Source organism: Streptomyces sp. NBC_01808, from assembly GCF_035917395.1.
Taxonomy (GTDB): Bacteria; Actinomycetota; Actinomycetes; order Streptomycetales; family Streptomycetaceae; genus Streptomyces.
In genome coordinates, this window is record NZ_CP109072.1 from 2,747,601 (window position 1) to 2,759,919 (window position 12,319).

Consider the following 12,319-nt stretch of genomic DNA (forward strand, 5'->3'; position numbering starts at 1 on the left):
TGCTGACTGTCCGATTCTCGCCCCCGACCCCGGCCCACGGACCGCGCCGAAGCTAACAGCCGCGTAACGGGAGCCAGTCGAGATGTCCGGTCCCTTGACACCCCCTCGCCGACAGGCCACCCTTCAACCAATCACTTCTGGGAGCGCTCCCACTCTACTCGACCCATAGAGAACCCGCACGAAAGCCCGCCCGAGCCGCCACTCCCGATCCCCCCTCGTAGACCTCCGGCAGGAGCGGCACGCGTCAGGGCGCTAGGAGGATGCAGTGCGCAGTTACCGCACGACCCGACGGGCCGTGGGCCTTTTGGCCGCAGCCGCTCTGGGCACCGGGTTGCTCAGCGCGTGCGCGAGCGATGACGACGACGGCGGCTCGAAGGCCGGCTCCGAGGACGGAGGCGGCGGGAAGACCACCATCACGATGGGGCTCTTCGGCACCTTCGGCTTCAAGGAGGCCGGGCTCTACGACGAGTACGAGAAGCTCAATCCGGACATCACCATCAAGGAGACGGTGATCGAGCGGAACGAGAACTATTACCCGCAGTTGCTGAACCACCTCACCAGCAACAGCGGCCTGGCGGACGTCCAGGCCATCGAGGTCGCCAACATCGCCGAGATCGTCGGCACCCAGTCCGACAAGTTCATGGACCTCTCCCAGGTGGAGGGCGTCTCCGAGGAGGACTACCTGCCCTGGAAGTGGCAGCAGGGCTCCACCGCCGACGGCAAGCTCGTCGGCCTGGACTCCGACATCGGCCCGATGGCGATCTGCTACCGCAAGGACCACTTCAAGGCGGCCGGGCTGCCCACCGACCGCGACGAGGTCTCGAAGCTGTGGGAGGGCGACTGGCAGAAGTACCTCGACGCCGGCCGCGACTTCCAGAAGAACGGCCCCGAGGGCGTCGCCTGGGCGGACGCCGCCGGCGGCGTGTACAACGCGGCCGTGTCCTCCACCGAGAGCCGGTACTACGACGAGGACGGCGAGGTCATCTACAAGGACAGCCAGGGCGTGCAGGACTCCTGGGACATCGCCTCGACCGCCGCGGAGGAGAAGCTGACGGCCAACCTCCAGCAGTTCACCAAGGGCTGGGACCAGGCGATGAGCAACGGCGACTTCGCGACCATCTCCTGCCCGCCGTGGATGCTCGGCTACATCGCGGACAAGGGCGGTGAGAAGTCCAAGGGCAAGTGGGACGTCGCCCAGGCGCCCGTGCCCGGCAACTGGGGCGGCTCCTTCTTCGGCGTGCCGGAGGCGGCGGAGAACAAGGAGGAGGCGGCCAAGTTCGTCGCCTGGCTCTTCGCGCCCGAGCAGCAGGCGACGCTCTTCGCCGAGCGCGGCAGCTTCCCCAGCACCCCGTCCGCGTACGAGATGGACTCGGTCAAGAGCGCCACGAACGAGTACTTCGGCGACGCCCCGATCGGGGAGATCTTCGCCGCCGCCGCCGAGGGCACCCCGGTGCAGACGATCGGCCCGAAGGACCAGGTCATCGCCGAGAACATCGCCAACGGGCTGCGGCTGGTCGAGCAGGGCAAGGAAGACGCCGACGGTGGCTGGGACACGACCGTCGACGCGGTGGACAACGCGCTGGACCAGTGAGACGGGAATCATGACCCAGACAGGTTCGACCGCGGCCGCGCCCCCCTCAGCGGAGGGGGGCGCGGCCCCGCCCGCGCCCCGGGCCGCCGCCCGCGACCCGCGGAAGACCTGGCGCAGCCGGCGCTACCGGTGGGACGCCAAGTTCAGCCCGTACGCCTTCATCTCGCCGTTCTTCCTGTTCTTCGCCGCGTTCGGCCTCTTCCCGCTGCTCTACACCGCGTGGGCGTCCCTGCACCGGGTGGAGCTGACCGCACCCACCGACATGGAGTGGGCCGGCCTGCACAACTACAGCCGGCTCCTGGAAGACGACTTCTTCTGGAACTCGCTGTGGGTCACCTTCGTCCTCGCGGTGCTGTCCACCGTCCCGCAGCTCCTCATGGCGCTCGGCCTCGCGCACCTGCTCAACTACCGGATGCGCGCCTCGTCCTTCTTCCGGGTGGCGATGCTGGCGCCGTACGCCACGAGCGTGGCGGCCGCGACGCTGGTGTTCGCCATGCTCTACGGCCGCGACTACGGGGTCATCAACTGGGTGCTGGGCCAGTTCGGCGTGGGCGAGATCGACTGGCAGGCCGGGAACTGGACCTCGCGCCTCGCCGTGGCCAGCATCGTGATCTGGCGCTGGACCGGCTACAACACCCTGATCTATCTGGCCGCGATGCAGGCCGTGCCCCAGGATCTGTACGAGTCGGCCTCGCTCGACGGGGCGTCCCGCTGGCAGCAGTTCCGCCACGTCACGATCCCGTCGCTGCGCCCCACGATCCTGTTCACCGTCGTGGTGTCGACGATCGGTTCCGTGCAGCTCTTCGGCGAACCGCTGCTGTTCGACGAGACGAAGGGCGCCACCGGCGGCGCCGACCACCAGTTCCAGACGCTCGGTCTCTACATGTACGAGCAGGGCTGGCGCAACCTGCACCTGGGCAGGGCCGCGGCCATCGCCTGGGTGATGTTCCTGATCCTGGTGGTGATCGGCGTCGTCAACGCCCTGATCGCGCGCCGTCTGCGGAAGAGCTGAAGGAGAGCTCATGGCACTGCTCAAGACGACAGCTCCCCCGGCGGCCGCCCGCCGTCGACGCCGGCCGCGCGCCGGCGAGGCCGGCGGGCAGCAGCGGGCCGGCAAGCTGACGTACGCCGTCCTGGCGCTCTTCACGGCCATCTCGATCGGCCCGCTCATCTACACCGCGATCGCGGCCTCCCGCACCAACACGCGGCTGGCGGAGACGCCCCCGCCGCTCTGGTTCGGCGGCAACCTCTTCTCCAACATGGAGACCGCCTGGACCGACGCCAACATGGACCTGGCGCTGCTGAACACCACCATCGTGGCCGGGTCGGTCGCGGCGGGCACCGTGCTCTTCGGCACCCTGGCCGGGTTCGCCTTCGCCAAGCTGCGGTTCCGCTTCAAGAACCTGCTGCTGCTGCTCGTGATCGGCACCATGATGGTGCCGCCGCAGCTCAGTGTCGTGCCGCTGTACATGGCGGTCGCGGAGCTCGGCTGGATCGACCAGTTGCAGACCGTCATCCTGCCGTTCCTGGTCAGCGCCTTCGGCGTGTTCTTCATGCGGCAGTACCTGATCCAGGCGCTGCCGACCGAGCTGATCGAGGCCGCCCGGGTGGACGGCGCGAGCAGCGTGCGGGTCATCTGGCACGTGGTCTTCCCCGCGGCACGGCCCGCCATGGCCGTGCTCGGCATGCTCACCTTCGTCTTCGCGTGGAACGAGTTCTTCTGGCCGATCATCGCGCTCACCCAGGAGAACCCGACCGTGCAGGTGGCGCTCACCGGCCTGCCCCGCGGCCACAACCCGGACCAGTCCGTGATCATGGCCGGTGCCCTGCTGGGCACGCTGCCGCTGCTGCTCCTCCTGCTGCTCTTCGGCAAGCAGATCGTCGGCGGCATCATGCAGGGCGCGGTCAAGGGCTGAGCCGGCCGTGCACACCCGTATCCGCGGCCCGCCCGCGACCGCAGTCAGGGAATCCTCGCGACCCGACCGACCTGTCCACGATGTTCGCCACTGCCGAGATTGGGAGCGCTCCCAGATGTCCGACACCACCGCCACCTTCCCCGAGGACTTCCTGTGGGGCACGGCCACCGCCGCGTACCAGATCGAAGGAGCCGCGCGGGAGCACGGCCGCACCCCCTCCATCTGGGACACCTTCTCGCACACCCCGGGGAAGACCGCGGGCGGCGACACCGGGGACGTCGCCGTCGACCACTACCACCGGCGCACCGAGGACGTCGAGCTGATGGCCGGGCTCGGCGTCGGGGCGTACCGCTTCTCCGTCTCCTGGCCGCGCGTCCAGCCCACCGGGCGCGGGCCCGCCGTGCAGCGCGGGCTCGACTTCTACCGGCAGCTCGCCGACGAGCTGCTGGCGGCCGGCATCAAGCCGGTGCTCACGCTCTACCACTGGGACCTGCCGCAGGAGCTGGAGACCGCGGGCGGCTGGCCGGAGCGCGACACGGCGCACCGGTTCGCCGACTACGCCCGCCTCGTCGGCGAGGCCCTCGGCGACCGCGTCGAGCTGTGGACCACGCTCAACGAGCCCTGGTGCAGCGCGTTCCTCGGCTACGCCGCCGGGGTGCACGCCCCCGGCCGCACCGACCCGGTCGCCGCCCTGCGCGCCGCGCACCACCTCAACCTCGCGCACGGGCTTGCCACCGACGCGCTGCGGACCGCGCTGCCCGCCCGCGCCCAGGTCTCCGTGAGCCTCAACCCCGCGGTCGTCCGGCCGCGTACGGACTCCGAGGCGGACCGCGACGCCGCCCGCCAGGTCGACGCGCTGGCCACCCGCATCTTCACCGGGCCGATGCTCGACGGCGCGTACCCGCCCGATCTGCTCGACGACACGGCGCGGCTGACGGACTGGTCCTTCGTACGGGACGGTGACCTGCCGCTCATCAGCCGGCCGCTGGACTCGATCGGCCTCAACTACTACACGCCCACCGTGGTCTCCGCGGTCTCCGGCGACGCCAGGCCCGAGCGCGCCGACGGCCACGGCGGCGGCGCGCAGTCCCCCTGGCCGGCCGCGGACCACATCGCCTTCCACCAGCCGCCGGGCGAGCGCACCGCGATGGGCTGGACCGTCGACCCGACGGGGCTGACGGAGCTGCTGCTGCGGTTCACCGCCGACGCGCCGGACCTGCCGCTGTACATCACCGAGAACGGCGCGGCGTACGACGACAAGCCGGAGCCGGACGGCTCGGTCCACGACCCGGACCGCATCGCGTACCTGCACGGGCACATCGGCGCCGTGCACCGCGCGATGGCCGAGGGCGCGGACGTGCGGGGCTACTTCCTGTGGTCGCTGCTGGACAACTTCGAGTGGGCGTACGGCTACGGCAAGCGGTTCGGCGCGGTGCACGTGGACTACACGACGCAGCAGCGCACGCCGAAGTCCAGCGCCCGCTGGTACGCGGACGTGATCCGCGCGGGGGCGCTGCCGGCACCCGGCCTCTGACGGACGGCGCCACGGCGCTCGGCGGACCGGGGCACAGCAGACCGGCGCCCGGGGGCCGGGCGGAGAGACGGGCGTCCGCCGGACCGGCAACCGGCGGGCGCCACAAGGGGAGGGCGAGGGCCGTCGCGGCCCGGACGGAGGCCGCCGCGTGACGGGCGGGGGCCTGCGGCCGGCGCGACGGGCCGGCGCCTTTCAGGGGCGGGGGCCGCCGCCCGCGCTACGCGCGCCGCGCACCCGCGCTCGCGCCCGCGGCGGCCGCCGTCCCGTCCCCGTCCCCCGCGCCGCCTCCCGCCGGGCCCTCCGCCGCCCGGCCGCGCCGCCGCCGCACCACGCGGTGCCGCTGCCGGCGCCGCTCGCCGTCCGCCGCGGCGGGCCCGGCGCTCAGCGCCAGCCAGAGGCGTATCTCCGCGCCGCCCAGCACCGACCGGCCGATCCGCACGTCCCCGCCCGTCGACTCCGCGACCCGCCGCACGATGTCCAGACCCAGCCCCGTCGACCCGGGCCCGCCCTGCCCCTGGCCGCGGGCGAGCGCCGCCTCCGGGTCGCGGATGCCCATTCCCGCGTCCGACGCCAGCACGATCACGGCGTCGCCCGCGTGGTGCACGTCGACGGAGAAGTCCGTGCCCTCCGGGGTGTGCCGGAAGACGTTGCCGATGAGCGCGTCGATCGCGGCGACCAACTCGGCGCGCGCCACCGGCACCTGCGCCGGCCGGTCGACCCCCGCCAGCCGGGCGGACCTGCGCTCGTCCTCCGCCAGCGCCGACCAGAACTCCATCCGCTCCCTGATGACCGCCGAGACGTCGCAGCCGGCGGCCGCCGCGGCCTGCTGCCCCGCGGGCCGGCCGCGCTGCTCGCGCACGGTGGCGATGATCTGGTCGATCTCGCGCTCCAGTTGGGCCACCGCCTGCCGGGTCTGCTCGGCGGCGCCGCTCTCGCCCAGGGAGGCGGCGTTGAGCCGCAGCACGGTCAGCGGGGTGCGCAGCCGGTGGGAGAGGTCGGCGGCCAGCTCGCGCTCGTTGGCCAGCAGCAGCGCGACCTGGTCGGCCATCGAGTTGAACGCCACGGCCGCCGAGCGCAGTTCGGAGGGCCCGGACTCCTCGACCCGGACGCCGAGCTTGCCCTCCCCCAGGTCGTGCGCCGCGCCCGCGAGCCGGCGCGCGGGCCGTACCATCCGGGTGCCGAGCCGGTCCGCGACGGCGACCGAGCCCGCGATCAGCGCCAGGCCGACGCCCGCCAGCACCAGCCACGCCAGCGCCACGCCCTCGGTCAGCTCCCCCGCCGGCACGAACACCTCGACGACGGCGACCCGGTCGCCCTCGACGGCGATGGGCTGCAGCAGCGCGTGCCCGCCGGCGACGGCGACCAGCAGCGACGTCCCCGCGCCTGAGGCGCGCTCCACGTCGGCCGCGCCGGCGCGCGGCTCCCCGATCCGTACCGCCGACATGCCCTCCGCGCTGCCGCGCGGCACGTGCACCGCGATCCGCCCGCCCGCGCCGGCCTCGGTGCTGCCGACCGCGCGCTCCAACTGCTCGGCGTCGGTGGTGATCGCCAGCGCCGGGCCGATGCCCGCGGCGATCCGCTCGGCGTTGGTCAGGGCCCGGTCGCGGGCCATCTCCTTGACGACGAGCCCGAGCGGCACGGCGAAGGCGACCACGACCATCACCGTGACCGCCAGGCACACCTTGACCAGCGCCCACCTCATGCGGGCGGGATCCCGGCCGGCGGGTCGAGCTTCACGCCGACGCCGCGCAGGGTGTGCAGATAGCGGGGCCGCGCGGCGGTCTCGCCGAGCTTGCGGCGCAGCCAGGACAGATGGACGTCGATGGTCTGGTCGTCGCCGTACGACTGCCGCCACACCTCGGACAGCAGCTCCCGCCGCGGTACGACGACGCCGGGCCGCTCGGCGAGGAACGCCAGCATGTCGAACTCGCGCCGGGTCAGGTCCAGCTCGCGGCCGTCCAGCTCCGCGCTGCGCCGCCGCAGGTCGATGGCGAGGCCGCCGACGCGCAGTTGCCGCGGCGGCGGTGCGGCGGCGGTGCGGCCCCCGGCGCGGCGCAGCACGGCGCCGAGGCGGGCCTGCAGATGCTCGACGGAGAAGGGCTTGACGAGATAGTCGTCGGCACCGTCGTTGAGGATGCGGACGATCTCGGACTCGTCGTCCCGGGCGGTGGCGACGATGACCGGCACGTCGGTGAGGCCGCGGAGCATCTTCAGCGCCTCGGCGCCGTCGAGGTCGGGCAGCCCGAGGTCGAGGATCACGACGTCGAACCCGTGGTGCGCGACCTCGCGGAGCGCCTCCAGCGCCGTGCCCACGCTGCGCACGGTGTGGGCGGCGTCCGTGAGGTGCCTGATCAGCGCGGAGCGCACGAACTGGTCGTCCTCCACCAGCAGCACACTTGCCATGTCCGGCAACGTACGCCAAAAGCGCGGTGTGCGCCGCCCCGCCTCCGCCCGCCTGTGGATAACCGGCGGCAAGCGGTTCCGGCCGGGGTGCGGCATCGCGGGGGCGGGTGCGGCAGGATATAGCTGATGCGTCGAAGGCTTGTGCACGCGCTCGCGTGGACCCTGGCGACACTGGCGGCCGTAACCGTGTCGTGGTTCGGGGTCAGGCTGGTGCTGGACAGCACGTCCGACCGGCCGCACACGGTGCCGCTGTCGGGCCGGGCGCCGTCCTCGCAGCCTCCTTTGGTCGGCACGGCGACGGAGCGGCCCGCGCCGCCCTCGCCGACGCCGGAGCCGGAAACCCCGTCGGCGCCGGAGAGTTCGCAGGCTCTGCCGGAGCGCGAGCGGCGTACGCAGAGCCCCGAGGGCACGGTGGGGGCGGAAGAGGGCCCGGGGGACGGCGCAGGGGACGCGGCGCAGCAGGACCGGCCGGCGGCGAGCGCGACGGGGGACGTGCAGACGTATCCGGTGGCCGGCGGGCGGGTGACGTTCGAGATGGCCGCGGACTCCGCGGAGTTGGTGTCGGCGACGCCGGACGCGGGGTGGCAGATGCAGACGTGGGAGCAGACGACGTGGATCCGCGTCGACTTCGTCGCGGACGGCCGGCGGACGTCGGTGATCTGCACGTGGCACGACGGCCCGCCGCGGGTGGAGACGAACGAGTACGCGACCTGAAGGACCCGGACCCGTCCTCGGCTACGTGAACACCCCGGGCGGCGGCGCCGGCGACTCGGTCGCCGTGGCGTCGGTCACCGGCCGGGCGCCGGCGGCGAAGTCCCGGAGCGCGCGCCCGTGTTCGACGCGGCCGGGCTGCGGGTCGGTGGCCGCCCTGCGGGTCAGCTCGCCGACCGGCAGCGGGACGGCGGATCCGAGGAGCACGGCGTTGCCGAAGCGCCGGCCGCGCCAGACGGCGGGGGCGGCGACGACGCACAGCTCGGGGAAGACCGCGGCGGCGGTGGCGGTCTGCGCCCGCAGATACGCGAGCGGCGGCCCGTCGGCGAGGTTGGCGGCGTAGACGCCGCCGCGGCGCAGCACCCGGCGTACGTCGCCCAGGAACTCCGTGGTCGTCAGGTGCGCGGGCGTGCGTGCGACGTGGAAGACGTCGCCGATGATCAGATCCGCCCAGTCGTCCGGCATCCTGGCGAGCACCGCGCGGGCGTCCCCGTGCCGCACCCGGATCCGCGCCCGCTCGGGCAGCGGCAGTTCGGCGCGTATCAGCGCGGTGAGCCTGCCGTCGATCTCGACGGCCTGCTGGACGGAGCGGGGGCGGGTGGCGGCGATGTAGCGCGGGAGGGTCAGCGCGCCGCCGCCGAGGTGCAGGACCTGCACGGGGCGGCCGGCGGGGGCGACGAGGTCGGCGACGTGGCCGAGGCGGCGCTGGTACTCGAACGCCAGGTGCGCGGGGTCGTCGAGGTCGACGTGCGACTGCGGGGCGCCGTCGAGGAGCAGCATCCAGGCGCGCGGGCGGTCGGGGTCGGGACGCAGTTCGGCGGTGCCGCCGTCCACGTCCACCACGACGGGGCTGCGCCCGCCGCGCGACCTCTGCCTGGCCACGGGCCCAGTATCCCCCGCCCGGGTCCTGGGCGCGCTCCGCGGGGGTGCGGGGCGGGCGGCCCGGGGCTCAGAAGCGGTCGGCGGCCTCGATCGTACGGGCCGCCTCGCACAGCGCCGCCGCCAGCAGCACCGGGTCCGTCACCGGCGCCGCCTCCTCCGGCGGCACCAGCCAGTACGTCCCCGCCACCGGCGGCGCCGCGGGCCCGCGGCGCAGCGTCGGGGTGCACGCGCTGCCGGGCAGGTCCCAGCGCGCCGCCGTGCCCGGCGGCACCAGGAAGCCGAGGGTGTCGACGCCGCCGTCGTGCAGCACGGGCCCGACGGCCGTGCGCAGCCGGAGGATGTCGACCGCTTCGAGGCCGTGTCTTGCCGGGACGGTGACCAGGTCACACGGGTCCGCGGCGGCTCTCGTACCGACAGTGGTCTCCCCGCCGGTGTCCGGCACAGGAACCCCTCCTCATCCAGTCCCCGTCGTGGTTCCCCCGGTCCTCTGCACATCCAACGCCAGGACCGCGTCAACGGCACGGTATGAAGTCGCCGCAAAGGATGGCGTTTTATGGCGGATCGGGGGCGAGGAGTCCCGCGGGTCGGCAGACTCTGCGTGGCGGCGCGCGCACCGCGGGTGCGAGCGGGCCGCCGTGCGGCGCCGACCGTGGGGCACATCAGTTGCCGATCGGCGGTCGCGGCACAGCAGTTGTCGAGCAGCATCAGGGAGGAACAGCGGACGTGGCCGCACCACCCGACCGATTGCGCCCCAACGCCGCCTTCCGCGAGCTGCGCGGCAGCCGGTCACCGGGCGAGTTCGCCGCCTCGGTGCGGCGGGCCGCGCGGGAGATCGGCGAACAGGTCTCGTGTGACGCGCGCTACGTGGGCCGCGTCGAGTCCGGCGAGATCCGGTGCCCCAACTACGCGTACGAGCGCGTGTTCCTCCACATGTTCCCGGGCCGCTCGCTGGGCGATCTGGGCTTCGAGCCGCGGGCGGCGGTACGGGGCCGAAGGGCGCGCGGCAGGAAAGATGCGCCCCCGCGCACGTCCGTACGCCCCACGCCTCCGGAAGGGCCGGCGAAGCCCTCCCCCGCGGCCGGCGGGCCGCCGCCGCTCCCGCCCTTCGCGGCGCTGCCGCCCGCCCGGGCCCGTACGCCCGAGTTCCCCGAGGCCGCCGTGGCGGAGGCGGTACGCCGCATCCGGCTGCACGACGACCGGCACGGCGCCGACGACCTCTACGCCCGCGCCGGCTGCACCCTGCGCACCGCCCGCGCCCTGCTCCCCGAGACCGCCCCGCGCCCCGGCTCCGACGCCGACCGGCTGCACGCCGCGGCCGGTGAGCTGGCCCTCTCCGTCGGCTGGCTGGCCCACGACTCCGGCCGCTACGCCGACGCCCGCTCGCACTACGCCGAGGCCCTCGCCACCGCCCGGCTCGCCGACGACCCCGCCCTGGAGGCGCACGCCTTCTCCAACACCGCGTTCCTGGCCCGCGACACCGGCCGCGCCCACGAGGCCGTACGTGCCGCCCAGGCCGGCCGCCAGGCCGCCGCCGCGGCCGGCTGCGACCGGCTGCGCTCGCTGCTCGCCGCCCGCGAGGCCGGCGGCTGGGCGCTCCTCGGCGACCCCGCCGCGACCCGCGAGGCGCTGACCACGGCCGGCGACCTCTTCGCGCGGGGTACGGCGGACGCGTGCCCGGAGTGGATGTCCTTCTACGGCGAGGCCGAGCTGACCGGCCTGGAGGCCCAGTGCTGGGCGGCGCTCGGCGACCACACCCGCGCCGCCGAGTGCGCCCGCCGCGCGGTACTCCTGCAGGACCCGCACTTCGCCCGCAACACCGCCCTGTTCACCGCGGAGCTGGCCGCCGACCTCGCCGCCGCAGGCCGGCCCGACGAGGCCGCCGCCGCGGCCGGCAGCGCGCTCGCGCTCCTGGAGGAGGTGCGTTCCACGCGCGTACGCGCCATGCTCGACGCCACCGCGGAGAGGCTGCGGCGCTGGTCAGGCAGCTCCGAGGTGGACGCGTTCCTGACGAACCCGGGGCTGATTTCCGCCTGATCCGCCGACCCCAGGCAACCTTTCCGGATCATTCCGCGTCTTTCTGGCTCCCTCCACTCTTCGGTGGAGGTTTGCATCCACCAACCGGTGGAGGGATATACATCGTGCGGTGGGCTGACGTACACCGTACGGTTGTCCGTGGGCCACGTGGGGCGGCCCGTAGCGGGGAAGCGGAGACGGAGTGCCTGGACCATGCGACTGAGGCAGCGTTGGTGGACGGAGCTGTTGCTCGTCGTCGTGGTGTACATGGCGTATTCGGCGGGCCGGCTGCTGGCCCGCGGCGACGTGACCATGGCGGTCGACAACGGCCTCGCGCTGCTCGACATCGAGAAGACCCTGCACATCAACTTCGAGGACCCGCTCAACAGACTGTTCACCGCGCACGCGGTGCTCGGCGTCCCCGCCGACTTCATCTACGCGTCCCTGCACTACGTCGTCACGCCCGTGGTCCTGGTGTGGGTCTGGCTCCGCCACCGCGTGCACTACCGGCGCTACCGCACCTGGCTGCTGCTCTCCACCGTCGTCGCGCTCGTCGGCTTCATCCTCATGCCGACCTGCCCGCCGCGGCTGCTGGACCCGGCCTACGGGTTCGTCGACACGATGGCGCAGTACTCGTCCTACGGCTGGTGGGGCGGTGAGGCGAGCGCGCCCCGCGGGCTCGGCGGGCTGACCAACCAGTACGCGGCGATGCCCAGCCTGCACGTGGGCTGGGCGCTGTGGTGCGCGGTGGTGCTGTGGCGGCACGCCCCGCACACGCCGGTCCGGCTGCTGGGCGTCGCATACCCGCTCGTCACCACCATCGTGGTCATGGGCACCGCCAACCACTACTTCCTCGACGCGGTCGCGGGCGCCGCCGTCATGGGTATCGGCTGGCTGCTGCTCCGCCCGTCGCTGCGCGCCGCGGACGGCATCCGCCGCCGGGTGTACCGGCTCGCCTCCCACGTCAGCGGCGGCGGCACGCCCGCGGGCGGCGGCGTGGTCGCCGCGGGCGGCCCGCGGCCCGACGACCCGGACGGCAGCGACGTACCGGCGGACGACCGCGCGCCGGAGAAGGTCCGCACGGGCGGGGGCGGCGCCCCGGGGGACGCCCCGGAAGCGCCCCACATCCCGAGCCCGCGCGCCACCCACGAGAACCCGGGCCCGGGCGACCCGCCGGCACCGTCGGGCGGCAGACGGGCGCCGGTGGAGCAGCGCGGGGGCGCGGCACAGGTGATGTGCAGGAGACTCGCGTACTGACGCGCGGCGGGC

General features: G+C 74.0%; 11 protein-coding genes. 7 read left to right on the plus strand and 4 right to left on the minus strand.

Annotation, left to right across the window (positions count from 1 at the left end; genetic code table 11):
* Positions 1–418: 418 nt before the first annotated feature.
* The 4 genes from OG946_RS11595 (at position 419) to OG946_RS11610 (ending at position 5,041) form a co-directional block, all read left to right on the plus strand.
* Positions 419–1,591, plus strand: coding sequence for an ABC transporter substrate-binding protein (locus tag OG946_RS11595; RefSeq protein WP_326800216.1), 1,173 nt, complete (start codon positions 419–421; stop codon positions 1,589–1,591).
* A 10-nt stretch (positions 1,592–1,601) separates the two neighbouring features.
* Positions 1,602–2,603: a carbohydrate ABC transporter permease gene (locus OG946_RS11600; protein WP_326796047.1), complete on the plus strand. Its 1,002-nt coding sequence runs from the start codon at positions 1,602–1,604 to the stop codon at positions 2,601–2,603.
* Between the two features lie 10 nt (positions 2,604–2,613).
* Positions 2,614–3,507, plus strand: coding sequence for a carbohydrate ABC transporter permease (locus tag OG946_RS11605; RefSeq protein WP_326796048.1), 894 nt, complete (start codon positions 2,614–2,616; stop codon positions 3,505–3,507).
* Positions 3,508–3,622: 115 nt separating this feature from the next.
* Positions 3,623–5,041 (plus strand): GH1 family beta-glucosidase, encoded by a 1,419-nt coding sequence (locus tag OG946_RS11610; RefSeq protein WP_326796049.1) that lies wholly within the window; start codon positions 3,623–3,625, stop codon positions 5,039–5,041.
* A gap of 217 nt (positions 5,042–5,258) precedes the next feature.
* Here OG946_RS11610 and OG946_RS11615 read toward each other — a convergent pair whose 3' ends face one another.
* Both OG946_RS11615 and OG946_RS11620 read right to left on the minus strand, forming a co-directional pair.
* Entirely contained in the window at positions 5,259–6,743 is a 1,485-nt protein-coding gene (locus OG946_RS11615) for a HAMP domain-containing sensor histidine kinase (RefSeq protein ID WP_326796050.1), read from the minus strand.
* Positions 6,740–7,444, minus strand: coding sequence for a response regulator transcription factor (locus OG946_RS11620; RefSeq protein WP_101424383.1), 705 nt, complete (start codon positions 7,442–7,444; stop codon positions 6,740–6,742). Before OG946_RS11620 ends, OG946_RS11615 begins: the two co-directional genes overlap by 4 nt.
* Positions 7,445–7,585: 141 nt before the next feature.
* Here OG946_RS11620 and OG946_RS11625 point away from each other — a divergent pair, with 141 nt between their 5' ends.
* Positions 7,586–8,158: a hypothetical protein gene (locus OG946_RS11625; RefSeq protein WP_326800217.1), complete on the plus strand. Its 573-nt coding sequence runs from the start codon at positions 7,586–7,588 to the stop codon at positions 8,156–8,158.
* Between the two features lie 21 nt (positions 8,159–8,179).
* On the opposite strand, the gene OG946_RS11630 is transcribed toward OG946_RS11625, so the two are convergent.
* Positions 8,180–9,037, minus strand: coding sequence for a spermidine synthase (locus OG946_RS11630; protein ID WP_442814322.1), 858 nt, complete (start codon positions 9,035–9,037; stop codon positions 8,180–8,182).
* Between the two features lie 67 nt (positions 9,038–9,104).
* On the minus strand, positions 9,105–9,479 hold the full coding sequence (locus OG946_RS11635; RefSeq protein WP_326796051.1) for a hypothetical protein: 375 nt from the start codon (positions 9,477–9,479) through the stop codon (positions 9,105–9,107).
* A gap of 302 nt (positions 9,480–9,781) precedes the next feature.
* On the opposite strand from OG946_RS11635, the gene OG946_RS11640 reads away from it, so the two are divergent.
* A complete protein-coding gene (locus OG946_RS11640; RefSeq protein WP_326800219.1) occupies positions 9,782–11,071 on the plus strand; it encodes a tetratricopeptide repeat protein in 1,290 nt (429 codons plus the stop codon).
* A gap of 192 nt (positions 11,072–11,263) precedes the next feature.
* A complete protein-coding gene (locus OG946_RS11645; protein WP_326796052.1) occupies positions 11,264–12,307 on the plus strand; it encodes a phosphatase PAP2 family protein in 1,044 nt (347 codons plus the stop codon).
* Positions 12,308–12,319 lie beyond the last annotated feature (12 nt).